Origin of the sequence: Rhodococcus sp. NPDC059968 (assembly GCF_042738615.1) — a bacterium.
Lineage (GTDB): Bacteria > Actinomycetota > Actinomycetes > Mycobacteriales > Mycobacteriaceae > Rhodococcus_F.
In genome coordinates, this window is record NZ_JBHWUE010000131.1 from 1 (window position 1) to 23,304 (window position 23,304).

At 68.0% G+C, this 23,304-nt stretch carries 26 protein-coding genes and 1 pseudogene; 10 read left to right on the plus strand and 17 right to left on the minus strand.

Annotated elements, in window-relative coordinates; all coding sequences use genetic code 11:
• A pseudogene (locus tag ACFWAY_RS47795) lies at window positions 1-129 on the plus strand (IS982 family transposase); the annotation flags it as partial.
• Window positions 130-150: 21 nt separating this feature from the next.
• On the opposite strand, the gene ACFWAY_RS47800 reads toward ACFWAY_RS47795, so the two are convergent.
• The 7 genes from ACFWAY_RS47800 to ACFWAY_RS47830 all read right to left on the minus strand — a co-directional run bounded on the left by ACFWAY_RS47800 (window position 151) and on the right by ACFWAY_RS47830 (window position 6,684).
• Window positions 151-564 (minus strand): PPOX class F420-dependent oxidoreductase, encoded by a 414-nt coding sequence (locus ACFWAY_RS47800; RefSeq protein ID WP_378515636.1) that lies wholly within the window; start codon window positions 562-564, stop codon window positions 151-153.
• A gap of 52 nt (window positions 565-616) precedes the next feature.
• Window positions 617-1,495, minus strand: a complete 879-nt coding sequence (locus tag ACFWAY_RS47805) for a hypothetical protein (RefSeq protein ID WP_378515638.1) — start codon at window positions 1,493-1,495, stop codon at window positions 617-619.
• Window positions 1,496-1,540: 45 nt separating this feature from the next.
• On the minus strand, window positions 1,541-2,641 hold the full coding sequence (gene dapC, locus ACFWAY_RS47810; RefSeq protein ID WP_378515640.1) for a succinyldiaminopimelate transaminase: 1,101 nt from the start codon (window positions 2,639-2,641) through the stop codon (window positions 1,541-1,543).
• Between the two features lie 2 nt (window positions 2,642-2,643).
• Window positions 2,644-2,967, minus strand: a complete 324-nt coding sequence (gene fdxA, locus ACFWAY_RS47815) for a ferredoxin (RefSeq protein WP_005239185.1) — start codon at window positions 2,965-2,967, stop codon at window positions 2,644-2,646.
• 108 nt (window positions 2,968-3,075) lie between these two features.
• On the minus strand, window positions 3,076-3,837 hold the full coding sequence (locus ACFWAY_RS47820) for a hypothetical protein (protein ID WP_378515641.1): 762 nt from the start codon (window positions 3,835-3,837) through the stop codon (window positions 3,076-3,078).
• Window positions 3,834-6,452: a bifunctional FO biosynthesis protein CofGH gene (locus ACFWAY_RS47825; RefSeq protein ID WP_378515643.1), complete on the minus strand. Its 2,619-nt coding sequence runs from the start codon at window positions 6,450-6,452 to the stop codon at window positions 3,834-3,836. Before ACFWAY_RS47825 ends, ACFWAY_RS47820 begins: the two co-directional genes overlap by 4 nt.
• 46 nt (window positions 6,453-6,498) lie before the next feature.
• Complete coding sequence (locus ACFWAY_RS47830) at window positions 6,499-6,684, minus strand: hypothetical protein (protein WP_378515645.1); 186 nt, start codon at window positions 6,682-6,684, stop codon at window positions 6,499-6,501.
• A gap of 83 nt (window positions 6,685-6,767) precedes the next feature.
• Between ACFWAY_RS47830 and ACFWAY_RS47835 the strand changes: the two genes are divergently transcribed.
• From ACFWAY_RS47835 to ACFWAY_RS47845, 3 genes are read left to right on the plus strand one after another with little or no spacing between them, the layout of a single operon-like run.
• Complete coding sequence (locus ACFWAY_RS47835; RefSeq protein ID WP_378515647.1) at window positions 6,768-7,268, plus strand: PH domain-containing protein; 501 nt, start codon at window positions 6,768-6,770, stop codon at window positions 7,266-7,268.
• The gene (locus ACFWAY_RS47840; RefSeq protein ID WP_378515649.1) at window positions 7,265-8,806 is read left to right on the plus strand and encodes a PH domain-containing protein; all 1,542 of its coding nucleotides are present in this window, start codon (window positions 7,265-7,267) and stop codon (window positions 8,804-8,806) included. Before ACFWAY_RS47835 ends, ACFWAY_RS47840 begins: the two co-directional genes overlap by 4 nt.
• Window positions 8,791-9,504, plus strand: a complete 714-nt coding sequence (locus tag ACFWAY_RS47845) for a uracil-DNA glycosylase (protein ID WP_378451580.1) — start codon at window positions 8,791-8,793, stop codon at window positions 9,502-9,504. The genes ACFWAY_RS47840 and ACFWAY_RS47845 overlap by 16 nt, the downstream gene beginning before the upstream one ends.
• Window positions 9,505-9,553: 49 nt before the next feature.
• On the opposite strand, the gene ACFWAY_RS47850 is transcribed toward ACFWAY_RS47845, so the two are convergent.
• Complete coding sequence (locus tag ACFWAY_RS47850) at window positions 9,554-10,396, minus strand: uroporphyrinogen-III synthase (RefSeq protein ID WP_378515651.1); 843 nt, start codon at window positions 10,394-10,396, stop codon at window positions 9,554-9,556.
• Window positions 10,397-10,435: 39 nt separating this feature from the next.
• Here ACFWAY_RS47850 and ACFWAY_RS47855 point away from each other — a divergent pair, with 39 nt between their 5' ends.
• A complete protein-coding gene (locus ACFWAY_RS47855; RefSeq protein ID WP_378451582.1) occupies window positions 10,436-10,813 on the plus strand; it encodes a VOC family protein in 378 nt (125 codons plus the stop codon).
• Here ACFWAY_RS47855 and ACFWAY_RS47860 read toward each other — a convergent pair.
• From ACFWAY_RS47860 to typA, 6 genes are all read right to left on the minus strand, one after another.
• Window positions 10,810-12,327: a catalase gene (locus ACFWAY_RS47860; protein ID WP_378451583.1), complete on the minus strand. Its 1,518-nt coding sequence runs from the start codon at window positions 12,325-12,327 to the stop codon at window positions 10,810-10,812. The genes ACFWAY_RS47855 and ACFWAY_RS47860 overlap by 4 nt on opposite strands.
• Window positions 12,328-12,357: 30 nt before the next feature.
• Complete coding sequence (locus ACFWAY_RS47865; protein ID WP_378515653.1) at window positions 12,358-12,786, minus strand: hypothetical protein; 429 nt, start codon at window positions 12,784-12,786, stop codon at window positions 12,358-12,360.
• A 14-nt stretch (window positions 12,787-12,800) separates the two neighbouring features.
• Window positions 12,801-12,959: a hypothetical protein gene (locus tag ACFWAY_RS47870; protein ID WP_005239161.1), complete on the minus strand. Its 159-nt coding sequence runs from the start codon at window positions 12,957-12,959 to the stop codon at window positions 12,801-12,803.
• A gap of 99 nt (window positions 12,960-13,058) precedes the next feature.
• A complete protein-coding gene (gene mshB, locus ACFWAY_RS47875; RefSeq protein ID WP_378515655.1) occupies window positions 13,059-13,937 on the minus strand; it encodes an N-acetyl-1-D-myo-inositol-2-amino-2-deoxy-alpha-D-glucopyranoside deacetylase in 879 nt (292 codons plus the stop codon).
• Complete coding sequence (locus ACFWAY_RS47880; RefSeq protein WP_378515656.1) at window positions 13,934-15,751, minus strand: ABC transporter family substrate-binding protein; 1,818 nt, start codon at window positions 15,749-15,751, stop codon at window positions 13,934-13,936. Before ACFWAY_RS47880 ends, mshB begins: the two co-directional genes overlap by 4 nt.
• A 122-nt stretch (window positions 15,752-15,873) precedes the next feature.
• Complete coding sequence (gene typA / locus ACFWAY_RS47885; protein WP_141473751.1) at window positions 15,874-17,781, minus strand: translational GTPase TypA; 1,908 nt, start codon at window positions 17,779-17,781, stop codon at window positions 15,874-15,876.
• A gap of 333 nt (window positions 17,782-18,114) precedes the next feature.
• Here typA and ACFWAY_RS47890 point away from each other — a divergent pair, with 333 nt between their 5' ends.
• Entirely contained in the window at window positions 18,115-18,291 is a 177-nt protein-coding gene (locus ACFWAY_RS47890; RefSeq protein WP_005239152.1) for a hypothetical protein, read from the plus strand.
• A gap of 2 nt (window positions 18,292-18,293) precedes the next feature.
• Here the strand turns inward: ACFWAY_RS47890 and ACFWAY_RS47895 are convergent, their stop codons facing one another.
• Window positions 18,294-18,674, minus strand: coding sequence for a (deoxy)nucleoside triphosphate pyrophosphohydrolase (locus ACFWAY_RS47895; RefSeq protein ID WP_378451730.1), 381 nt, complete (start codon window positions 18,672-18,674; stop codon window positions 18,294-18,296).
• Between the two features lie 58 nt (window positions 18,675-18,732).
• Here ACFWAY_RS47895 and ACFWAY_RS47900 point away from each other — a divergent pair, with 58 nt between their 5' ends.
• A complete protein-coding gene (locus tag ACFWAY_RS47900; RefSeq protein ID WP_378451588.1) occupies window positions 18,733-19,017 on the plus strand; it encodes a 4a-hydroxytetrahydrobiopterin dehydratase in 285 nt (94 codons plus the stop codon).
• Here ACFWAY_RS47900 and ACFWAY_RS47905 read toward each other — a convergent pair.
• Window positions 18,965-20,296, minus strand: coding sequence for a mannosyltransferase (locus ACFWAY_RS47905; protein WP_378451589.1), 1,332 nt, complete (start codon window positions 20,294-20,296; stop codon window positions 18,965-18,967). The genes ACFWAY_RS47900 and ACFWAY_RS47905 overlap by 53 nt on opposite strands.
• A 319-nt stretch (window positions 20,297-20,615) precedes the next feature.
• On the opposite strand from ACFWAY_RS47905, the gene ACFWAY_RS47910 reads away from it, so the two are divergent.
• Both ACFWAY_RS47910 and ACFWAY_RS47915 read left to right on the plus strand, forming a co-directional pair.
• Entirely contained in the window at window positions 20,616-21,398 is a 783-nt protein-coding gene (locus ACFWAY_RS47910; RefSeq protein WP_179443150.1) for a hypothetical protein, read from the plus strand.
• Between the two features lie 108 nt (window positions 21,399-21,506).
• On the plus strand, window positions 21,507-21,857 hold the full coding sequence (locus ACFWAY_RS47915) for a hypothetical protein (protein WP_378451591.1): 351 nt from the start codon (window positions 21,507-21,509) through the stop codon (window positions 21,855-21,857).
• 10 nt (window positions 21,858-21,867) lie between these two features.
• Here ACFWAY_RS47915 and ACFWAY_RS47920 read toward each other — a convergent pair whose 3' ends face one another.
• Window positions 21,868-22,338: a MarR family winged helix-turn-helix transcriptional regulator gene (locus tag ACFWAY_RS47920; RefSeq protein ID WP_378451592.1), complete on the minus strand. Its 471-nt coding sequence runs from the start codon at window positions 22,336-22,338 to the stop codon at window positions 21,868-21,870.
• A 366-nt stretch (window positions 22,339-22,704) separates the two neighbouring features.
• On the opposite strand from ACFWAY_RS47920, the gene ACFWAY_RS47925 reads away from it, so the two are divergent.
• Window positions 22,705-23,208: a nuclear transport factor 2 family protein gene (locus ACFWAY_RS47925; RefSeq protein WP_378515657.1), complete on the plus strand. Its 504-nt coding sequence runs from the start codon at window positions 22,705-22,707 to the stop codon at window positions 23,206-23,208.
• Window positions 23,209-23,304 lie beyond the last annotated feature (96 nt).

Genomic DNA, 23,304 nt, shown 5'->3' on the forward strand with positions numbered 1-23,304 from the left:
GGTGGCCGTACCACGCACGGGGTGTTCGCCCGCGTCGCCCAGCGTGTGCTGGCGATGGCCGCCGGCATCTGGCACAACTGGAACATCGGCGCCACCGCCAAGCGATCATTGATCGCCTACGACCACTGATCCGTTCAAGGAATCAATCATCTAGACGTCGCGTGCGTTCGACACGAGTTGATGGACGTCCTGGTCGGTGGCGCCGAGACCGAAGCTGATGATCCGTTCGGGGTGAATGCGAATGGTCGGTCCACCGAGATCGTTCGCCTCGGCGGCCTCGGCGACGAGGGCCTCGGCGCGCCCGCGGATTTCGACGCAGCGCACCCGCCACGGGTCGACGGACGGCACGTCGTCCACGACGAACGCCACCTTCCCGTTGTCGGCGACGTTGCGGAACTTGCGGCTCGCCGCCATGTTGTAGCCCTGGATGTCGATCGTGGACGTGCCGGCGTTGTAGTGGAAACCGACGGGACTGACCTGCAACGTGCCATTCGGCTGAACCGTCGCGAGCCGGCCCAGGCGTTGTGACGCCAGGTAGTCGAGTTCCTGCTGTGTGAAGGACATGAGATCAGGCTAGAACCTGAAGCGCGCTGCAGGTCAAGGTTCCGGGACGGCCTCAGCCGAGATCGTCGACTGCGCGCCGGGCTTCCTCGACGCGCCGCTCCGCCGCGTCGAGGTCTCGTTCACCCCGGTGCACCGCCTCCGCCGACGCCTTCTCCGCGTTCCGGGTGAACTGCCGCTCCTGCTCGGCGTGTTCGAGTTCGGCGCGCAGTTCCTCGATCCGGTGGTCGATCTCCGTCAGCGTCGACCGCGCCTGCTCCAGTTCCGTTCTCGCGTCGTTCAGTTCGCCGCGGACCTCATCGGCCTGGGACGTGGCGCCCGCCAGTTCGGCCTCGGCCGCCGCGCGTTCGGCGTCGCGGTCGCGCTCCACCGACTTCTTCTTCGACTTCTCGGCCGGGGGCGTGATGGCGGGTTCGGACTTCGGGGTCTTCGCGGTCTTTCCCTGGACGACGGCGAGTCCGGCCGGACCGAAACCGCTGTAGCTCGCCGCCGTCACCACCCGGCCGCGCCGCACCTGCTCGGCGGTCGCGGCGTCGGCGAGTGCGGCGTGCAGCGTCTGACCGACATCCCGCAGCGCGTCCTCCCCGACCGTCCGACCTCGCTCGGCGGCGAGTTCACCGGCCTTGCGCGCCAACGCGCGCACCACCTGCTGCCGTTGGGTGTTCAGCCGCCGAAGGTCCGGGCCGGACAGGTGTCGCTGCGCGTCACGGAGGGCGTCCCCGAGGGCGAGGAGCGCGCCGACCTCGTCGGGCAGCTCGCGGGCGAGCAGGTTGACGAGCCAGCCGACGACCGTCGGCTTCCGCAGCTTCCCGATCGCGGTCGCCAGTGCGCGGTCCTTGTCCTCCCTCGCCGCGGTCACCTGCGCGGTGCGGGCCTCGACGAACTCACCGGGGTCGAGGCCGTACAGTTCGTCGGCGACGTCGTCGAGGGTCACGGCCCAATACTTTCACCGTGACCGCTCTGTCCGGGCAGACTCGGGTCAGACCAGTCGTTCGGCCGCGGCCGCGATTCGTTCGTCACTGGCCGTGAGGGCGATGCGCACGTGGGTGCCGCCGCCGGGACCGTAGAACTCCCCTGGTGCCACGAGAATGCCACGCTCGGCGAACCACTCGACGGTGTCCCGGCAGGCTTCGCCGCGGGTCGCCCACAGGTACAGCCCGGCTTCGGAGTTGTCGACGGTGAATCCGGCGCCGCGCACCGCTGCGAGAAGGATCTCGCGGCGACGGCGGTACCGCTCACGCTGCTCGTTCTCGTGGTCGTCGTCGCTGAGCGCGGCGGTCATCGCCGACTGGATCGGCAACGGCACCATCATGCCCGCATGCTTGCGGACCTCGAGAAGTTCGGCCACCAACGCCGGGTCACCGGTGACGAAGCCTGCGCGGTAACTCGCGAGGTTGGACGTCTTCGACAGCGAGTGCACCGCGAGGAGCCCGGTGAGATCACCGTCGTTCACCCGCTCGTCGAGGATCGAGAGGGCTTCGCCTTCCCAGCTCAACCCCAGGTAGCACTCGTCGGACGCCACGATGGCGCCCCGGCGGCGCGCCCAGTCGACCACCTTGCGCAGATGCTCGAGACCGAGCACCTTGCCGGTGGGGTTGGACGGCGAGTTCACGAAGATCAGCGACGCGCCCTCCGGGCCGAGCCGGTTGAGACCGTCGGCCCGGATCACCCGCGCACCGGCGAGGAGCGCGCCGACCTCGTAGGTCGGGTACGCCAGCTCCGGAATGACCACGAGGTCGTCTGCGCCGAGCCCGAGAAGGCGTGGCAGCCAGGCGATGAGCTCCTTCGTGCCGATCGCGGGCAGCACCGCAGCCGGATCGATGCCGGTGATGCCGTAGCGGCGACGCAACGCCTCCACCGCGGCGTTCCGCAGTTCCTCGGTGCCGTGCGTCGTCGGATATCCCGGAACCGCGGCGACCGCGGTCAGCGCGTCCTGGATGATCGGGGCGACCGGATCGACCGGAGTTCCCACCGACAGGTTGACGATGCCACCCGGGTGGGCGAAGGCTTTCGCCTTCGCCGACTCGAGCGAGTCCCACGGAAAGTCGGGAAGTGCTGTGGCTACCGGGATACGAGGCACATCTAGTCCTCGCCCATGGGGGGCAGAGCCTTGACGAACGGCGGGTCGTAGTCGACCTTGCCCAGCTTCGCCGCGCCGCCGGGAGAACCGAGGTCGTCGAAGAAGTCGACATTCGCGGCGATGTAGCCGTTCCACTGTTCCGGGACGTCGTCTTCGTAGAAGATGGCTTCGACGGGGCAGACGGGTTCACAGGCGCCGCAGTCCACACATTCGTCCGGATGGATGTACAGCATCCGCCCGCCCTCGTAGATGCAGTCGACAGGGCATTCCTCGATACACGCCTTGTCCAACACATCCACGCACGGTTCAGCAATCGTGTAGGGCACTGCCGCTCTCCCTGCCTTTCTGACACGAGTAAGCACGGGGTACGGGCCGCTTGTACCCCGCGGAAGACACTATTATCGCCTGCCCGGCGGACCTCTCTGCGGTGAGGGTTACCTGACCCGGCGTACCGCCGCGGGCAACGGCGCCCGGGACGCGATCCACTGCTCGCCCTGTTTCGCGGCTCTCACCAGCGCGCCCCGTTCGCCGAGATACCCGGCCACCACACCGACCACCGGGATGTTGCCCAGCAGCGAGTAGGTCGAGCCCGGCCCAGGACGCTTGTCGAGTTCGTCACTGAGCGCGCGCACCGTGCGGGCGGTGCGCCACAGCGCGCCGATCAGCGCGAACGGGCGCCACAACGACTCACCGTCCGCGGAATCGGTTCGCGCCGTGTCGGCGAGCACCGCGTCCGTCTCACGCCGGCAGAGCACGGCCGCCAGCAGGTCCACCTGGTCGGACCGGTTCGTCACGCCGTGTTCCCGGGCGACGGCGACGAGAACGACGGCCTGATTCGCGAACCCGAGCACGTCCTGGATCGGGAACCGGTTGAGAAGCACACCGAACATGCCCGGGAACGCGACCACGATCGTGTTCGACGCACCGATCCGGGTCACCCACCACCGCGCCCGCTCGTCGTCGCTCGCCTTCTCCCACGACGCCGTCCCCGGGAACTGCACGGTGTCGAGAACCCAGGCGATACCGTCGAGCAGCGCCTCCGCGGCGCCCCGGTCCTCCGCGGTCGGGGTGAACGTCCGGCTCTTGATGCCGAACGGATCCGTGAGGGCCAGATCGAGCACGGGGTTGATGCCCCGCGCGGCACGATCCAGGATGCCGACGACCTTGTCGTCGCCCAGCCGATCCGTCTCGCTCACGCCGCGGCGTCCCGTCGTGCGTGTGTGGTGGTGCGCTCGCGGGCCGGGCGGCCGATTTCCTCGGCGATGGCCCGCAGTTCCTCGACGGTCTTCTCGGATCCGTGCTCGGATCCCGCCATCCGGGAGATGGTCTCCTCCATCAACGTGCCGCCGAGGTCGTTGGCGCCGCCCTGCAACATCACCTGGGTACCGGTGACACCCAGCTTGACCCAGCTGGTCTGGATGTTCGGGATCCGCCCGTGCAGCATGATCCGGGCCAGGGCGTGGACGGCCCGGTTGTCCCGATTGGTCGGGCCCGGACGCGACGCGCCCGCCAGATACAGCGGCGCGCTCTGATGCACGAACGGCAACGGAACGAACTCGGTGAAGCCGCCGGTCCGGTCCTGGATTCCGGACAGCACCCGCAGATGCCCGACCCAGTGCTTCGGGTTGTCGACGTGGCCGTACATCATCGTCGAACTCGACCGCAGACCCACCTCGTGCGCCGTGGTCACCACCTCGATCCAGGTGGCGGTGGGCAGCTTGCCCTTGGTCAGCACCCAGCGCACCTCGTCGTCGAGGATTTCCGCGGCCGTGCCGGGAATGGTGTCCAGACCCGCCTCACGCAGTTCCGTCAACCAGTCGCGGATGCTCTGCCCGCCGCGGGAGGCGCCGTTGACGATCTCCATCGGGGAGAACGCGTGCACGTGCATCGACGGCACCCGCGCCTTCACCGCGCGCACCAGATCGGCGTACCCGGTGACCGGGAGCTCCGGGTCAATACCGCCCTGCATGCAGACCTCCGTCGCGCCCGCGACGTGCGCCTCCCAGGCCCGGTCCGCGACCTCGCCGGTGGACAGGGTGAACGCGTCCGCGTCGCCCTTGCGCTGCGCGAACGCGCAGAACCGGCACCCGGTGTAGCAGATGTTGGTGAAGTTGATGTTCCGGTTCACCACATACGTCACCTCGTCGCCGACGGCGTCCTTGCGCAGCGCATCCGCCAACGCCACCACCGCCTCGAGCCCCGGCCCCTCGGCCGTCGCCAACGCCAGGTATTCGTCGTCGGTGCAGCCCGCCGGATCGCGTTCCGCGCTGCGCAGCGCCGCGAGGACGTCCGTGTCCACCCGCACCGGGCCGCTCAACTCCAGCACCTGCTCGCGGACGGTCTCCCAGTCCCCGAACGCGCTGCCCAGGTCGCTGCGGGTCTCGGTGTTGCGGCCGTCGGTGTCGATCTCGGTGTGCAGATCCACCCGGCCCGTCGACTCCCACGACTCGTCCGGCTCCTGCCACGGCAACCCGACCGGTTTCGTATCGAGCTTCGCCAGTCCGGTGTGCGGGTCCGCGAGGGCCTGCACATGCCCGGTGATCCGCGGATCGATCCACGGCGAGCCGGCCAGCACATACTGCGGTTGCGCCGCCGTGCGCTCGGTGAGCTCGAACCCGGCCTCCGCCGTGATCTGGGCCAGGGTGTCCAGGTTCGGCCACGGCCGCTCCGGGTTCACGTGGTCCGGGGTCAACGGCGACACGCCGCCCCAGTCGTCGACACCCGCACCCAGCAGCGCCGCGCATTCGGTGTTCGAGACCAGGTTGGGCGGCGACTGGATCCGCATCCCCGGGCCCAGCAGCAACCGGGACACCGCGATGGTCGCGGTGAACTCCTCGAGACCCGCATCCGGGGTATCGCGCATCGCGGTGTCCGGCTTGGCGAGGAAGTTCTGCACGATCACTTCCTGAACATGCCCGAACGCCTTGTGCGACTTACGGATCGCCATGATCGACTCGGCCCGTTCCCGGACGGTCTCGCCGATGCCCACCAGAATGCCCGTCGTGAACGGCACACTCAGCCGGCCGGCGTCGGTGAGCGTGCGCAACCGCACCGCCGGATCCTTGTCCGGGCTGCCGTAGTGGCACTCGCCCTTGTCGGTGAACAACCGGGTGGACGTGGTCTCGAGCATCATGCCCATCGACGGGGCCACCGGCTTGAGGCGGGAGATCTCCTCCCAGCTCATCACGCCCGGGTTCAGGTGCGGCAGTAGTCCGGTCTCCTCGAGGACCCGGATCGACATCGCCCGCAGGTAGTCGAGCGTCGAGTCGTAGCCCCGCTCGTCCAGCCACTGCTTGGCCTCCGGCCACCGATCCTCGGGGCGGTCACCGAGGGTGAAGAGGGCTTCCTTGCAGCCCAATTCGGCGCCCTGCCGGGCGATCTCCAGCACCTCGTCCGGCTCCAGATACGCCCCGCGCCCCTCGGCCCGCAACTTACCCGGCACGGTGACGAACGTGCAGTAGTGGCACTTGTCCCGGCACAACCGGGTCAGCGGGATGAACACCTTGCGCGAGTACGTGACAGCCTTGGGTCTGCCCGCCGCCAGCAACCCGGCGTCGCGGACCTTCGCCGCCGACGAACACAAATCCGCCAGATCCTCGCCGCGGGCCTGCAGCAGGACCGACGCCTCGTCCACGTTCAGAGTGGCGCCGTCGCGGGCACGCCGCAACACCCGCCGCATCGCGGAGGCGGAGGGGGCCACTTCCTGCGCAGACGCGCCGGACGGAGCTGGTGCCGGAACACCGGGCATTGGAAGCATCGTGGGCCGGCCGGATTCTTCACCTGAATGGGTCACCCAGCGATCATGCGCCATCGACGACGACCACTGCCACCCAGACTCCCGCAAGCCGTGCGAATCGCTATCCGCGGGGGTAGTCCTCGTCGACCGGAACCGCCCTGCTCTGTTCGGCCACGTCCGCCTCGTTCACCTCCAGCGACGACACTTCTGCGACCTCGTCGGACGCGTCGTCGTCCACGGCGAGTTCTTGCTCCAGCCGGTCTGCCTCGGGAACCTCCGGAGAATCGGCCGCATCGAATGACGTCATGTCTGCGCTCCTTTCACTTCGGGGGGTTCTCCCACGATAGGTCGGTTCTCGACAGAATGCCGGGGCACGGCCAAAGTAGGGGCATGAGTGTGCCCACCACCGTCACGATGGCGGACCCGCTGTGGCGGCCCAGCCCCAAGGCCAAGCAACTGTGGGCGATCAACGCCGCCCTACTCTGGCTTCCGCTCTTCGTTGTGCAAGCGGTCGCTCTCGTCTTCCACTGGTGGCCCGTGTGGGTGCACGTCACGGTCCTCGCGATCACCGTCGTTCTCGCGATCCTCCACGTCGCCGTCGTCCCGCTCTGGCGGTACCGGGTGCACCGCTGGGAGATCAGCGACACCGCGGTTTACACCCGCAGCGGCTGGTTCACCCAGGAACGACGCATCGCGCCCATCTCGCGCATCCAGACCGTCGATACCGAACGCGGACCCATCGACCGCATGCTCGGGCTGGCGACCGTCACCGTCACGACGGCGTCGTCCGCCGGTGCCGTCAAGATCTCCGCCCTCGATCAGGACACCGCCGACCGCACCGTCGCGCAGCTCACCGAGATCGCGGGCACCAATGTCGGTGACGCCACATGAGTGCGGCACCGGAACCGGGAATCGCTCCCCCCATCGCGCACGGCGAGGCCGCGGTCGCCGCCGAGGAAGAGCAGCCCTGGTTGCGTCTGGACCGCCGGATGCTGCTCGTCCACCCGGTCGACGAGATCGTCAAACTTCTGCCCGTGTTGCTGATTTCGCTGGTGATCGGCACCCAGAGCGGCAATCACGTCTGGAGTCTCGTCGCCATCGTCGTGTTCGTGGTGTTCGGCATCTCGCGCTGGTTCACGACGAGCTACCGCATCGGCCCGGTCCACGTGCAACTGCGGCAGGGCCTGTTCCGCAAACGCCTGCTGTCGGTACCGCGCAACCGCATCCGGTCCGTCGATGTCGAGGCGGGGGTTCTGCATCGCCTGCTCGGGCTGTCGATCGTGCGCATCGGCACCGGCCAGCAGGTGGGTTCCAAACCCGACGCGGCGAAGTTCGAACTCAACGCCCTCTCCACCGGGCTGGTTCCCGACCTGCGGGCCGCACTCCTCGCCCGCCAGCCCTCCCACGACATCGAGCAGCCCGCGGTCACGCAGGAGCCCGCGGTCACCGAGATCGGCCACTGGACACCGGCCTGGGTGCGCTACGCCCCGTTCTCGGCGACCGGCGTGGTGACCATCGCGGCGATCGTCGGTCTCGCGTTCCAGTACGGAATCGGCGCGAAGATCGCCCGCTCGTCGACGGTGGCCGAGGGCATCGAAACCGCCGAGCGCGTCGGCATCGCCATCGCCGTCGTCGTCGGGATCGTCGTCCTCCTGATCGCCGCCAGCGCCCTGGCCTGCATCCGGTACCTCCTGACGTACGGCAACATGACACTGACGGACAACGGCCGCACCCTGCACGTCAGCCACGGCCTGCTGAAGACCCGCCAGACCACCCTGGACCGCGCCCGTCTGCGCGGTACGACCCTCAAGGAACCGCTCCTCCTCCGGCTCGCAGGCGGCGCCCGACTGGATGCCGTCATGACCGGCGTCAGCGCCGAGAGACGGGAGTCGTCACTGCTGCTCCCCCAGGCGCCGCGTACGGAAGCGGAGCGGGTGATGGCCACCGTCATCGGCGACCACCGTCAGGCCGCGGCCCCGCTCACCCCGCACGGGCCGGTCGCCCAGCGGCGGCGCTACACGCGGGCCCTGATCCCCGCCGAGATCGCGCTCGCCGTCGCCCTGGTCTTCGTGATCGTCGATCGGTCCGTGTTCTGGGCCGCGTGGGCCGCGATCGTCGCGCTCGCCGTCGGCGGCGTGATGCTGGCGTGGGATCGGTACCGCGGCCTCGGCCATGCGGTGCTGCCCGGGTGGCTGATCACCCGCAGCGGCTCCCTCGACCGCGCCCGGGACAGCCTCGAAGCCGACGGGATCATCGGGTGGACCGTCCGTCAGACGTTCTTCCAACGGCGGGCCGGGGTGGCGACCGTCATCGCCGCCACCCCCGCGGGCATCGGAAAATACCTGGTGATCGATCTGCCTGCCGACCAGGCGTGGTCGCTCGTCGAGTCGGTGACACCCGGCGGAGGTGACGTGTGGGCGCGGCGCTGACCGACATCGCCGGTCTCGACGCCCAGCTGATCGAATGCCGAGCCTGCCCCCGCCTCGTCGAGTGGCGGGAAAGGGTCGCACGCGAGAAGCGTGCATCGTTCCGAGACGAAACCTATTGGGGGCGTCCGGTTCCCGGGTTCGGTCCACCCGATGCACCCCTGCTGATCGTCGGTCTCGCCCCCGCCGCCCACGGCGCGAACCGCACCGGGCGCATGTTCACCGGCGACCGCAGCGGCGACTTCCTCTACGCCGCACTCCACGCCGTGGGTCTCGCGAGCCAGCCCACCGCCACCCACATCGGCGACGGCCTCGAACTGTCCGGCGTTCGCATCACGTCCCCGGTGCACTGCGCGCCGCCAGCGAACAAACCCACCCCGGACGAACGCGACCACTGCCGCCACTGGCTCGACGCCGAACTGCGCATTCTGCAACCCCACCTTCGGTCGGTGATCGTGCTCGGCGGATTCGGCTGGCAGTCGCTGCTCCCCGTCCTCGACGACGCCGGCTGGGCCGTCCCCCGGCCGCGACCCAAGTTCGGGCACGGCGCGCACGTCGAACTCCCCGGTACCGAACGTCCCCTGCACCTGTTCGGGTGCTACCACGTCAGCCAGCAGAACACCTTCACCGGCCGCCTCACCCCCGCCATGCTCGAGTCGGTGCTGTCCGACGCCGCGCACGCGGCCGGGCTGATCGAGTGACCCCGGGCGAACGGTACATCCGACCGATCTGAGGCGCCGAAAGTGCCGTTCACCCCGCGTGCCGCCGCCTGGGGAGTTCCTCGATGATGTATTTGGCCATGCTGCCGAGCCGGGGGCGGGCGGGTTGCATGGTGTCGACGCCGAGGGCGGTGAGGGGCGAGGCCGTCACCGAGCCGACGCAGACGGGCGCGACCGGACCGTGGAACGCGTGCAGGAGGGCCTCGACGCGGTCGGTGTCCTTCGCGGTGCTGAGGAGAGACGACACGGCGGGTGCGCTGGTGAAGGTGACGGCGTCGACGTCGGCTCGAATGATCTGATCGAGCAGCGTCAGCAGCGGCTGCTGATTCTCGGGTCTGATCCACCGGTACACCGATACGGCCGTCGTCTCGGCCCCGGCGCCGGCGAGGGAGACGCTCAGGTCGGTCATCGGTTCCCATTCGGTGATGGTGCCGTGCAACTGGACCGCGACACGCAGACCGCGCACCCCCTCGGCGACGAGGTGTTCGTGCACCTCCTCGGAGGATTCCGTCTCCGGCGACCACTCCTCGCGTAAGCCGACGCCGCGGACCGCGCCCTTCGCCTTGGGACCGCGGGTGATGATCCGTGCCGACTGCAGGGCGGCGAGCAGTGCGTCCTCCTCGTCCCAGGCCCGCGCCGCGTCCAGCCATCCCCGGAATCCGACGGCGGTGCTGACGACGAGGAGGTCCGGCGGCGACGCGATGATGTCGGCGGTGCGGGATCGCAGATCGGTGTCGTCGACGAGCGGCAGCACGTGGATGGCCGGTGTGTGGACGATGGCGGCCCCGTGCCGTTCGAGGAGCGTGATGAACTCGGCGGCCCGGCGTTCGGCGGTGACGGCGATGGTCAGTCCGGAAAGTTCGTCGTTCGACATTCTCCCAGTGTGACGGACGAATCGCACTAAGCTGCCCACATGATCACTGCTGTGCACACACTGGTCTATGCCGACGACGCCGAGTCCGCCCGCGACTTCTTCCGCGACGTGCTCGGCTGGTCACACGTCGATGCCGGCGGCGGGTGGTTGATCTTCCGCACCGGACCGTCCGAGATGGGTGTGCACCCCACCTCGGACGATCGGGGCGGTGAGCCGTGGTCGACTCGGCCGCATCACGAGATCTCGCTGATGTGCGACGACATCGAGTCGACCGTCGCGGAACTCGAAGCGAAGGGTGCCGAGTTCACCCGAGGAATCCGCGACGACGGGTACGGCCTCACCACGTCCCTGAAGATTCCCGGCGCGGGCGAGATGACGCTGTACCAGCCTCGGCACCCGGTGGCGTTCGAGAGCTAAGCCTTCGCCTGCGCGCTGCTGCGCGCCGCATTGGCCTGTTCGCCCGCCTTGGGGTCGGCCTCCGACTGCTTCTTCCCGACCCCGTCGGCGATCCGATCGCCGAGGGCCTTGTCGACGTTCCGCCAGTACTCGAACGCCTTCGCCAGAACCGGTTCGCTGACACCGTTCAGCAGATGCCCGACGATGTTGTCCACCAGGCGGTCCCGGGCCGCGTCGTCGAGCACTTCACGGACCATCGTCCCGGCCTGACCCCAGTCGTCGTCCTCCTTGTGGAGCGCGTACGGCGAGCGCACCATGTCGCCGGCGCTGTACCAGGTGGCGGTCTCCCCCACCTGCGACGGGTCGGCGTGCGGGCCACCCTTGGAATTCGGCACGTAAACCGGATCCCCGGGGTTGTGGTGGCGCATGTTGCCGTCCTTCGAGTACGAGCGGACGGGGACGTGCGGCCTGTTGACGGGCAACTCCTTGTAGTTGGCTCCGATCCGGTAGCGGTGGGCGTCCGGGTAGGAGAACAGCCGGCCGATGAGCATCTTGTCCGGGCTCGGGCCGATGCCGGGGACCAGGTTGCTGGGCTCGAACGCGGCCTGCTCGATCTCACAGTGGTAGTCCGTGGGGTTGCGGTCGAGCGTCATCCTGCCGACGGGGATCAGCGGGTAGTCGCTGTGCGGCCACACCTTGGTGAGGTCGAACGGGTTGAACCGGTAGCCGTCGGCGTCCTTGAACGGCATGATCTGCATGTTCAAGGTCCAGCTCGGGTACTCGCCGCCCTCGATGTGCTCCCACAGGTCTCGCATGTGGTAATCGGTGTCCATGGACGCCATCTGGTCGCCCTCGTGCTGCGTGAAGAACTCGATGCCCTGGTCGGTCTTGAAGTGGTACTTCACCCAGAACTTGTCGCCCGCGGCATTCACCCACATGTACGTGTGGCTCGAGTACCCGTTCATGTGCCGCCAGGTGCGTGGGATGCCGCGGTCGCCCATGAGCCACGTGACCTGGTGCGCCGACTCCGGAGACAACGTCCAGAAGTCCCATTGCATGTCGTGGTCGCGGAGGTTGTTGTCGGCACGCCGCTTCTGCGAACGGATGAAGTCCTGAAACTTCATCGGGTCGCGCATGAAGAAGACGGGCGTGTTGTTCCCGACCATGTCGTAGTTGCCCTGGTCGGTGTAGAACTTGACGGCGAACCCGCGTGGGTCGCGCCACGTGTCCGGGCTGCCGCGCTCACCGGCCACGGACGAGAACCTGATCAGCATGTCCGTCTTCTTGCCGGGCTGGAAGAGATCGGCTTTCGTGTAGGCGGAGACATCTTCGGTGACTTCGAACCGTCCGAACGCCCCGCCCCCCTTGGCGTGCGGTTGACGCTCCGCTACCCGTTCGCGGTTGAACTGGGCCATCTTCTCGATCAGATAGTGATCCTGGAGGAGGATCGGCCCGTCCGTCCCGATGGTGAGCGAGTGCTCGTCACTCGATACGGGGATGCCGGCGTCGTCGGTCGTGAAGTTCTGATCTGTCATCGCGGTGCTCCTTCAGCAGACTGCTGGTCGCTACCGCGTACCCTCGCCCTCCGTCGGCGAAACAGATCCGAAGGCCGCCTTCGCGCTGACTTTCCACAGGTAGACCGCCGCCGGGACAAGGGAGCCGAACAGCAGCAGGAGCGTCCAGACGGACGCGAGCATGAGCACATCGCCGCCCGGACCGCCGAACATGCAGAGCAGGAAACCGAACCCCCACCCCACGAGCGGCAGCACCCCCGTCCTCACCCGGCCGGTCGTCGACCGGGCAGCGATCACCAGCGCCAGGTTGGCGACCGCGGCGGCGAGGATGCTGATCGGAAACGGTGTGGCCCCGAGGTAGGTGGGCAGAAAGAGCACCGAGAGGACGGCACACAGAAAACCGTCGAACACCAGCAGCGCGAGGGTGACCCTCCCCAGAACATCGAGGTGCCCGGGTTTCGCTGCGGTGCCGACGGTCATGTGTCAATAGTGGATCAGGCGACGGGCGGGTAGCCCAGCAGGGTCAGCAAATGGCTCTGCATGTCGGCGAATCCGTACAGCACGCTGTAGTACAGGTCGTGCTGGGCCGGCCACGAAGGCCGAAGCGTGTCGACGAACGCGACGATGGCGTTCTGAACATCCCAGTTGTACATCTATCGCCTCTCCTGACGGGTGCCACGCGGACTCGACCGGGGTCGCTGCGTGACGTGGGCCACAGTGTAATACGCAACGCCGGTCACAGATACCTGCGGTCAGCGACCGATGCCACCGAAGAGGTCCCGTTCCCTGCCGTCGGCGTCCCGATCCCCGACGGCGCCACGGACCAGCACGAAATGCTCCTCCGCCAGAATCGGCTGTGCGATGTCGTTGGAGAGCGCGTACTCGGTGCCGCTCGGCGCCACCGTCACCTGGGTGGCGTGCGCCGACAGCGCTTCCCTCTTCGCGTCGAGCGCGCCCCGCACGTCGATCACCGTCGTCACGTCGGCGTCCGGGACGCTCGGCAATTCGCCGGGCTCCGGCAGCCGCCAGCCGTCGGGGATGTCGCCGATACGGCAGATTCCCGACTCCAGCGCGCTCGCCTCGGTCACCGTCCAGTACAGCTTCGCGACCTCCCACGCTTCGCCGCAGTCCGGGTACTGCGCCGAACCCGCCGCCTCGACGGCCGCGGTGGTGATCGTGTGCGCCTGGATGTGGTCGGGGTGCCCGTACCCGCCGTCCGGGTCGTAGGTGACCACGACGTGCGGCCGCAGCTCCCGGATGACCGCCACCATCGCGGCGGTCACGGAGTCGCGGTCGGCGTTGACGAAAGCGCGCGGGTCGGCCGCCGACGCCGTGCCGGCCATGCCGGAATCACGGAAATGCCCCGCCCCCAGAAGGAACCGCGGCCTTCCCGCACCGAGACACGACAGCGCGGACGTCAGCTCACCGATTCGGAAGCCACCGAGCTGATCGGCGGCGTCGGCGACCAGCTGCGCCCACTCCGCGCCGATCACCTCGCCTTCCTCGCCGAGCGTGCACGTCAGGACGTGAACGTCGGCACCCTCGGCGGCGTAGCGCGCGATGGTGCCGCCGGTGGTGAGGGTCTCGTCGTCGGGATGGGCATGAACCAGCAGTAGTCGCCGCTCACTCATTCCTTGATCCTGCTCCAGCCCGCTGCGTCACTGAATATTCCGACCTGCACGGCGCCCGACAGTGACACCCCGTCGACGCCGGGTCCCGCCGCGACAAGCGTGCGGTCCTGCATGATCGGCAGCACCGCGGCCAGATCCCAGAGTTTGCGGTCGGCGTCGGCGAGAGCTTGCGGCACATCACCGACCCCCCGCAGCGCGGCGTCGATGGACGGCTGAAGGGTGGGGTCGCAGACTCCCGACAGGTTCGACGGAGCCTCGGCCTCCGCGACCGGATCACGTTCGGGGCCGGTGGTTTCGGTGTTCGGCTGCTGGGTTGCCGCGACCACCGCGGGCGGACAGCTGTGACGGGAGGCCAGCGCCGTCGCCGGGTCGGACCCGGCGCGCGACCAACCCACGACTGCCCCGATGTCGCCCTTGCTCAACGACTCCCCGTACAACTCCTCGGCAGGCAGGGACGTCACGGTGGCGTCGACGCCGGCGCCGCGCAACTGGTCGGCGGCTGTGTTGGCGACCGCGCCCGCGGTGTCGTCACCCTCGGGTGTCCCGATGACGAGCGTCAACGGGATGCCGTCGCGGACGAGCCGGGTCGACGGCGCCGTGCCTGCGGGAACGACGGTGTCCGTGGGCGTTTCGGCGATGTATCCGTACTCGGCCAGCTGCGCCAGCACCTGTTCGCGACTCGGCCGCGCGGGTGCGGTCGAGGTGTAACCGGGATCGGAGGGGGCGTAGACCTGTGAGCGCGCCGGGACCGCCGCCGCCTCGCTGCCGGCCCCGACGACGGCGAGCAGTTCGGTGTCCAGCAGCTGCAGAAGGCTCTTCCGCACCCGGACGTCCGCGAGTTCGGGAACCCGGCCGTTCAGTGTGAGGTCGAGTCCGCGCGGCTGGAACGACGAACCCGTCCGCACCGTGGGGATCGCCGCGAGCTGGGCGGATGTGGCTGTGCCCCCGTGAACCTGGACGATCTGGGTGTCGTTGTTGCGCATCGAGTCGGCGAGCTGCGACGGGGTGCCGTCGCGGCGCATCAGGATCTGGTCGGGGGTCGCCGGTTTGTCCCAGAACCGGTCGTTGCGTTCGAGCAGGATCTCGTCGCGGCCACGGTCGATCGACTTGATGTGGAAGTGCCCGCCCGATACCGGGATGTTCTCGGACAGTCCGGTCGCGAAGCCACCCGGGGAATCCTTGATGAGATGTGACGGCAACAGGTCGGTGAAGAGTTCACGCCACGCCGGGTAGGCGGCCTTCATCACGACGGTGACCGTCTTGCCGCCACCGGACGACCTGACGTCCTCGATCATTTCGTAGCCTGCGGGGTCGACCACGCCGGGGGCACTGATCATCTGCTGCCACAGGTAGCGGAAGTCCTCGGCGGCGATGGGCGCGCCGTCGGACCACTGCGCCTCGTTCCGCAGCTGGTACGTGACGGTGAACGGCTCCTGCGACGTGACGTCCGCGGAGATCACGAGCGAGGAGTCGGGAATCCAGTTGCTGCCGCCCGGGCGGGCGGGGTCGGGCACCGGCCGGAACGGGCTCGGCAGCACGAGGGCGCTGACCGCGGAGTTCGCCGGCGACTGGTCCGACAGCAGGTGCGGGTTGAATCCGCTGCCCACGTCGTCGATCGCGACGACGACGGGCTGCTTCTCGGTCGGCGACACCGTCGGCTTGGGACTGTCGGTGCTCTCGACCGGTGGGGGCGGATCGGCGGTGCACGACGTGAGTACCGTCGTCGTCACTGCCAGCAGGAGCGCGGTCACCGCTGCCCCACGCCTTCGGCCCCGAACTCCTCGACCTCTCGCGAGTCCACCCCCAGCAACCACCGCGCCGCCTTTCCTCAGAGATACCGGAAGGCTCCGGAAACCCACGAGCGAATGTACCTTCGGCCGACGATCGACCGAAGGTACATCCGCCCGGTTGTGTATGACGTGGTCGGACGTGCCGACTACAGGGCCGCCTTGTCACGGGCCTTGGAGCGCGAACGCTCACGGGCACGGTCGGTGGCCGACAGGTGCACCTTGCGCACACGCACGACCTGCGGGGTGACCTCGACGCACTCGTCGCCGGCGCAGAACTCCATCGCGCCTTCGAGCTCCAGCTTGATGGGCTTGGCGAGGGTCTCCATCACGTCGGCGGAGGACTGACGCATGTTGGTCAGCTTCTTCTCGCGGGTGACGTTGATGTCGAGGTCCTCCTGGCGCGGGTTGATGCCCACGACCATGCCCTCGTAGGTGTCGGCGCCGGGCTCGACGAAGAAGGTTCCGCGATCGGCGAGCTGGATCATCGCGAACGGGGTGACCGAACCGGTGCGGTCCGAGACGAGCGAGCCGGTGTGGCGGGCGCGGATCTCGCCGGCCCACGGCGCGTAACCGTGGAAGACGGCGTTGGCGATGCCGGTGCCGCGGGTCTCGGTGAGGAAGTCGGTGCGGAAGCCGATCAGGCCGCGCGACGGGACGATGAACTCCATCCGGACCCAGCCCGCGCCGTGGTTGGCCATCTGCACCATCTTGCCCTTGCGGTTGGCGAGGAGCTGGGTGATGGCGCCGAGGTACTCCTCGGGGCTGTCGATGGTGAGCTCCTCGAAGGGCTCGTGGACCTTGCCGTCGACCTGACGGGTGACCACCTGCGGCTTGCCGACGGTCAGCTCGAAGCCCTCGCGGCGCATCTGCTCGACCAGGATGGCGAGCGCGAGCTCACCACGACCCTGGACCTCCCAGGCGTCGGGGCGGCCGATGTCGAGGACCTTCAGCGAGACGTTGCCGACGAGTTCCTGGTCGAGGCGCGACTTCACCATGCGGGCCGTCAGCTTGTGCCCGCTGACGCGGCCGACGAGCGGCGAGGTGTTGGTGCCGATGGTCACCGAGATGGCGGGCTGGTCGACGGTGATCCGCGGCAACGGGACCGGGTTCTCCAGGTCGGCGAGGGTGTCGCCGATCATGATGTCGGGGAAACCGGCGACGGCGACGATGTCACCGGCGACGGCCTTCTCGGCGGGCTGACGCTCGACACCCTTGGTGGCGAGCAGTTCGGTGATCTTGGCCTTGGTGACGACGGGCTCGCCGTCCACCTCGCGGCACCAGGAGACGGTCTGGCCCTTGGTCAGCTCGCCGTTGTGGATACGGACCAGCGCGAGGCGGCCGAGGAACGCGGAGGCGTCGAGGTTGGTGACGTGAGCCTGCAGCGGCGCGTCGACGTTGCCCTTGGGCGCGGGCACGTAGTTGAGGAGCACGTCGAACAGGGCGTCGAGGTTCTCGGCGTCCGGGGCGTGACCGTTCTCGGGCTGAACCTTGGACGCCTTGCCCTCACGGCCGGAGGCGTACAGGACGGGGAGGTCGAGGGCGAGCTCGGCGGCTTCCGCGGCCTCGTCGTCGAGGTCGGAGGCCAGGTCGAGCAGCAGGTCGTGGCTCTCGGAGACGACCTCTTCGATGCGGGCGTCGGGACGGTCGGTCTTGTTGACCACGAGGATGACGGGCAGCGACGCGGCGAGCGCCTTGCGCAGCACGAAGCGGGTCTGCGGCAGCGGGCCCTCGGACGCGTCGACGAGCAGGACGACACCGTCGACCATGGACAGGCCGCGCTCGACCTCGCCACCGAAGTCGGCGTGACCGGGGGTGTCGATGACGTTGATGACCGTGACACTGCCGTCGCCGTGATGCTTGTGGACGGCGGTGTTCTTCGCGAGGATGGTGATGCCCTTCTCGCGTTCGAGGTCGCCGGAGTCCATGACGCGATCGACCAGTTCGGCGCGCTCCTCGAATGCCCCCGACTGGCGCAACATGGCGTCGACGAGAGTGGTCTTGCCGTGGTCGACGTGTGCGACGATGGCAACGTTACGGAAGCTGGTGATGGTCACGCGGTGGCTCTCCTGGCTGAGTTGATTCGGCCACGCGAAAGTTCCCTCGCACGGCTTTCTGGCGGCCGCCTTGTCATCTCGATTCAGAATCCTCGTCGAGGCGATGGTAAATCGCCCAGTGCAGGCATCGCGGCCACGTGAATACTACCCGCCCGAGCGCCTACTTCGCGCATCGCCGGCTGCCCGGGGCGTGCCCGACCAGCGTAAAGTGATCTGCGCCACGTCGAATTCGGCCTGTCGCGCGTGTGGGTCGGGGCCGAAAGCTGAGGGGACGCTAACCTGGGTGGAGCCGGCGATACCGGTGTTCACCGTAGTAGGAAGGCCGAGCCGAGTATGGGCAAGGTGAAGGCCGGCAAGGTCTCGGGTCTCAAGCCGAAGAAGAAGTGCTGCCGCAGCAAGACGCGCTGCATCAAGTGCCCGGTGGTCATCATGCGCATGAAGAAGCTCGAGAACGAGGGCGCTTCCAAGAAGGAACTGAAGAAGGGGCTCAAGAAGGCCCGCGCGGCCTGAGGTCAGCCCCAGCCGTTCAGGTGCAGTCGCAGGTCCGGCACCCACCCGCGGTCGTTGCCGACGAGCTCGATCTCCCCCAGTTCCCGTCCGTCCACCCACCGCAGTTCCGCGTGGTCGAGCGCGACGGGGGTTCCCGACACCAGTTCGACCCGGTACGCGCGGAGCACCCGGCCGTCGGGCAGCGGCACGTCGTCACCGATCCGGTCGCCGCCCGACACCTCGACCCCGAGTTCTTCCCGCAGTTCGCGGCGCAGCGCATCCTCGGCGGTCTCCCCCGCCTCCGCCTTGCCCCCGGGCAGCTCCCACAGTCCCGCGAGTTCCGGGGGCCGCGTCCGTTGCGCGAGCAACAGCCGGCCGTCGACGATGATCGCGGCCGCCACCACCTCGCCGGCGTGGTCGACAGGCCTTGCACGTTCCACTGGCACCGCACCATCATGGGGTATGGCCGAGTTGCTGTCAGACGGAGAGATCGACACCGCGCTCGCAGAACTGCCCGGGTGGCGGCGGGCGGGTGATTCCCTCGTCCGCACCGTCGAGTCGCCGAGTTTCCCCGAAGCCGTCGAGCTGGTCCGGAAGGTCGCGGAGGCGGCGGAAACAGCGAACCACCATCCGGACATCGACATCAGGTGGCGCAAGGTCACCTACACGCTGTCGACGCATTCCGCCGGCGGGCTCACGCAGCTGGATCTGGATCTTGCTGCGCAGATCGACTCACTGGCGGGCTGACCGCGGCGGCCGCCGCGGCATGCTTCGTGCGGCGCCCGGCGTAGGCCACCCAGGCGTAGACACCGAACGCGCCGACGACGTCGACCGTGCCCAGCCACGCGAGTACCGCGGGCCGGGAGATCAGCCAGATCGAGTCCTGGAAGAAGCTGAGCACCCACGGCACGCCGATCAGGGTGGTGACGAGCCAGTATCCGGCGAGGATCCGGGTGCCCAGCATCGATCCGTAGGGGCCGTGCAGCAACCAGATCAGCATCGGAATGACCCACACCCAGTGGTGTGACCACGAGATCGGTGAGACGAGCAGCCCCAGCAACTCGACGATGACGAGGGTGCCGAGCCGATCGTCCCGGGCGATCGCGCGCCAGGCCAGGACGGCGAGGACCACCGTGACCGCCACGGACAGCAGCCAGAGGGCGCCCGTCTCGACGTCGTACCCGAGCAGCCGCGACAACGCGCCGCGCAGGGACTGATTCCACACCGAGCCGACCGGCCCGATGCGATCGGCGTCACCGAGCAGGTGGGTGAAGTACTCCCGCGCCTCCGAGCCGATCAGGAGGTAACTGACTCCGACGGTCGCGGCGAAGGCGACGCCCGAGAAGACTGCGGCCTTCCACCGGCGCTGCATCAGGAAGTAGAGGCCGGTGATCGCCGGGGTCAGTTTGATCCCGGCGGCGAAACCGACGAGCGCACCGGACAGCCACCACCGGGAGCTGCGGACCGCGGTCATCACGAGCAGCGCGAGGAACACGTTGATCTGGCCGTAGTCCAGCGTGGTGCGCACCGGTTCCACCCACACCCCCACCGTGGTCCACAGCACCGCGACCGCCCGCCAGTGCGGGCTGCGCGCGGCGTCACCGAGCACGAGCCCGAGGCTCATTCGCGCCAGCGCGTACAGGGCGAGGATGGTGAGCAGTTGCCAGCCGACCCCGACCAGCGGGAACGGCAGGTAGTGCAGGGGAAAGAAGACCAGCGCGGCGAACGGCGGGTAGGTGAACGGCAGCGGAAAGTCCGGTGTCACTTCCGAATAGGTGAAGTCGTAGAGACTGCCGCCGCGGAGCGCCTCGGAACCGTCGACGTAGACGTGCAGGTCGACGAGGTTCATCCCGTTGGGACTCAACAGCGTCCACGCCATGCGCCCGAGCACCGACAGCACGAGAAGCACAGGCGCGCACCGCAACAGGCCGTGCAGGGCGGACGCTCCCCGGGACGACGTGGGAGAACGCTCGGATGACGGGTCGTCGGAGGCTGCTCCGTCGTCGGACGCTGCATGGTCGGACACAGTGTGGTGCTCTCCCCGTGAGGTGTGTAGATGTCTCAGCCGATCCCGAAACGATCCCGCACAGCGTAGACGGCGGCGTCCGCGGGCCCCGAGGTGTCCGTAGCCGCGCGTAACAGTTGCATCACCAATCACACGAACCACACGTGCCACAAGCTATGGTCACCGGAAGATCACCGTCGGGGTCTGTATGCCATACACTCCCACCGGGATGCCGCAGCTATCGGTGAACGAACTCGTTGAGCTGTACAACCCGGGGGCGCTGTACATAGAGTGACCCCCCGAGCCGTCAGACGTGGATTGAGTTGTCGTCCACGCTGTTATGACCAAGGATGGGGAGACTGTGCTTCGAACCCGAGGTATGCGCAGAGCAGTTACTGCTCTCGCTGTTGCCGCAGCAGCCGCTATGGCAGTGCCGGCCCAGGCGAATGCGCAGCCGACGCCGCCGCCCGTGCCCGAAGGCATCCCCGTGGAGATGCTCGCATCGTTCGCACCCGCGATCATCGGCGCAGCCGCAGGTACCGAAGACATCGCCGCAGGACCTCAGGACGCGATCCTGGACCAGGCCCGCATCCTTCTCGAGTCCCCCGGCATCCCGCCGGAACTCAAGTCCACCCTCGAGCGCGTCATCACGTTCCTCGACGGCAGTGGCGGCGGCGGTCCCGAGATCCCGCAGGAGAACGCACCCGTCATTGCGCAGTTCCTCTACCCGACCATCGGCAAGGGCTGCATCGGAGAGGGCGCCGACTCCGTGGGCACCGCACTCGCGGTCCCCGGTCCGGCCCAGCTGCCCCCGCCCGGACCCAAGGCAGGTCAGGCCGGTTTCGTGTTCACCGCCCTCGGAACCAGTTCCGTTGCCGCCGAACAGCCCAATCCACTGACTGTGACGTGGATCAACCTGGACAACCAGCGGCGCGCCACCCAGAACCTCACCAACGAGGCCAAGATCAACCCCGACGGTCCGGCAACCCTGTCGGCGATCGCGGACACCGGCCCGGGCCGCGTCCTCGCGGTCGTGTCGGGTGGACTGACCACGCAGAAGGAGGGTGCCGCGCCGATCACGTGCAGCTTCCTCCCCACCGTCGGCATGTTCCAGGTCGCGTAACTCCGTACAGCTGACGAGCGAAGGGCCCTCCGGACTTTCGGAGGGCCCTTCGCTCATGTCTGCACCGCTTCTCTGTTCGCCGACGGCACCGCCGTGGTAGACCGAGGAATGCCCTCGACGCATCACACACCAGACCACTCACTGCGATCGCGACACGCCCGGCGTTCCATATTGTCGATCCGTTCGGAGGGGTCGATCCTCTCGATCGGTTCCGCCTACTCCATCCTGTCCATCGGGAGTGTCGGCTCGGTGCTCTCGATCGGGTCGGTCGGGTCGGCCGGCTCGGCCCTGAGCACCGCCTCGTTCGCCAGCCTCGGGTCTGCGCTGTCCGGGTTGTCGCGGTGGTCCCTGATGGCATGGAAAGGGTGGCACGACTCGCCGCCGGAACACCCTCACCTCACGATCATCGCCGAGGAACCGGACCTCGCCCGGGACGCGACGGCGCACGTCCAGTCCTGACGCGGTCCGGTCAGGACTTCCGTTCGGCGCGCGGCCAGGAGTTGCCGTCGTACTTCTCGATCTCGCCGTTGAACTTCGTCAGCAACCGGCGCAGCTCGTCCCGGTCGTGGTCACTCCACTCGGCGATGATGCGCTCGACTCCTTTTCGGCCCAGCGCCCGGTCGGCGTGAAGCTGTTCGAGCCCCAGCGCGGTGGCCTCGACCTTGCGGGCCATTCCCCCGTCCGGGTCTGGGACGCGTTCGACGAGGCCGCGCTTCAGTAGCGCGCCGATCTGCCGGTTGATCGTCGAGATGTCGAGCCGGAATGCCTCGGCGAGCTGTTTCAGGCTGAGGGGATGTTCCAGTTCCAGGCGTCCGAGGAGGAGGTAGGCGGAACGGTCGAGTTGGAATCCCGCCCGTTGCGCATGGGCGTGGTAGCGCGACAGCAATGTCAATTCGTTCTCGACATCTGCCGCCACCTCGTCACGATCGGACACCGACACCTCCAGTAGTTACCGTCATTCTGCCCGAGGCACTATTATGCACCATACACATGATGTGTAGTGTCCACATTCACTGCCGGCGTTCGAATGTCTCCGCCAGGGCGCGCAGACGGGGATCAGGATCCGTTGACGAACAGCGCGGTATAGAGGAACGAGGCGACGGTGTACACGAAATTGACGAGCAGCTCCATGGGAGGACCTCCGGGTCCAGAGTGAAGAGAGTGACAACAGGTAATCGGCGTTGCCCCGAGGAGCGTTTCACGCCGTCCCATCCACCGGAAAACGCCCCACACGAGAACTGAAACGTGTTCTTATTTTGCGAGGCGCCCACACTCGGGGCGCCGGACGAGAGAAGGGGATGCACACATGCCGTGGAGTCGAGCCGAGCTCGAAGAGGCCTTCGCGCACTATCAGCGAACCGTCAGCCGCTGCGTCGAACTCGGGAACTGGAACGGCTTCGCCGACCTCTTCACGGCGGACGCCACGTACGTCGAGCACGCCTTCGGCCACTTCGACGGCCGCGAGGCCATTCGGAAATGGGTCACGCGCACCATGTCCGCCTTCCCCGGAAGCCGGATGACCGCGTTCCCGGCGAACTGGTACGTGATCGACGAGGACCGCGGATGGGTCATCTGCGAGATCGACAACCCGATGGAGGATCCCGGCGACGGTTCGGAGCACGCCGCAGCGAACATCACGATCCTGCACTACGCCGGCGACAACCTGTGGTCACGCGAGGAAGACGCGTACAACCCGATGAATTTTCTCGCCGCGGCCAAGAAGTGGTGCCGCGCAGCGGAAGCCGCCGGCAAGCTACCCGACGACGCCCGGGAGTGGCTCATCAGGATGGGCGGGCAACCGGCGGCCTAGCCCGAAGTTGCGGTAGCTCTCGGCGGAGATTGCATGATCGACCTGAGAAGACGACGGAAATCGATTCGGAAATGTAGCCACTAATACTGCGTGTCG

What these genes read in the sequence shown, in the direction of transcription:
- ACFWAY_RS47860 (WP_378451583.1), bottom strand. Translation starts at nt 12,327, where the DNA reads ATGACAGATCAGAACTTCACGACCGACGACGCCGGCATCCCCGTATCG.
- ACFWAY_RS47800 (WP_378515636.1), bottom strand. Translation starts at nt 564, where the DNA reads ATGTCCTTCACACAGCAGGAACTCGACTACCTGGCGTCACAACGCCTG.
- ACFWAY_RS47925 (WP_378515657.1), top strand. Translation starts at nt 22,705, where the DNA reads ATGCCGTGGAGTCGAGCCGAGCTCGAAGAGGCCTTCGCGCACTATCAG.
- ACFWAY_RS47870 (WP_005239161.1), bottom strand. Translation starts at nt 12,959, where the DNA reads ATGTACAACTGGGATGTTCAGAACGCCATCGTCGCGTTCGTCGACACG.
- ACFWAY_RS47865 (WP_378515653.1), bottom strand. Translation starts at nt 12,786, where the DNA reads ATGACCGTCGGCACCGCAGCGAAACCCGGGCACCTCGATGTTCTGGGG.
- ACFWAY_RS47890 (WP_005239152.1), top strand. Translation starts at nt 18,115, where the DNA reads ATGGGCAAGGTGAAGGCCGGCAAGGTCTCGGGTCTCAAGCCGAAGAAG.
- ACFWAY_RS47850 (WP_378515651.1), bottom strand. Translation starts at nt 10,396, where the DNA reads ATGTCGAACGACGAACTTTCCGGACTGACCATCGCCGTCACCGCCGAA.
- ACFWAY_RS47900 (WP_378451588.1), top strand. Translation starts at nt 18,733, where the DNA reads ATGGCCGAGTTGCTGTCAGACGGAGAGATCGACACCGCGCTCGCAGAA.
- ACFWAY_RS47840 (WP_378515649.1), top strand. Translation starts at nt 7,265, where the DNA reads ATGAGTGCGGCACCGGAACCGGGAATCGCTCCCCCCATCGCGCACGGC.
- ACFWAY_RS47910 (WP_179443150.1), top strand. Translation starts at nt 20,616, where the DNA reads ATGACCAAGGATGGGGAGACTGTGCTTCGAACCCGAGGTATGCGCAGA.
- ACFWAY_RS47830 (WP_378515645.1), bottom strand. Translation starts at nt 6,684, where the DNA reads ATGACGTCATTCGATGCGGCCGATTCTCCGGAGGTTCCCGAGGCAGAC.
- ACFWAY_RS47855 (WP_378451582.1), top strand. Translation starts at nt 10,436, where the DNA reads ATGATCACTGCTGTGCACACACTGGTCTATGCCGACGACGCCGAGTCC.
- ACFWAY_RS47825 (WP_378515643.1), bottom strand. Translation starts at nt 6,452, where the DNA reads ATGGCGCATGATCGCTGGGTGACCCATTCAGGTGAAGAATCCGGCCGG.
- ACFWAY_RS47835 (WP_378515647.1), top strand. Translation starts at nt 6,768, where the DNA reads ATGAGTGTGCCCACCACCGTCACGATGGCGGACCCGCTGTGGCGGCCC.
- ACFWAY_RS47915 (WP_378451591.1), top strand. Translation starts at nt 21,507, where the DNA reads ATGCCCTCGACGCATCACACACCAGACCACTCACTGCGATCGCGACAC.
- mshB (WP_378515655.1), bottom strand. Translation starts at nt 13,937, where the DNA reads ATGAGTGAGCGGCGACTACTGCTGGTTCATGCCCATCCCGACGACGAG.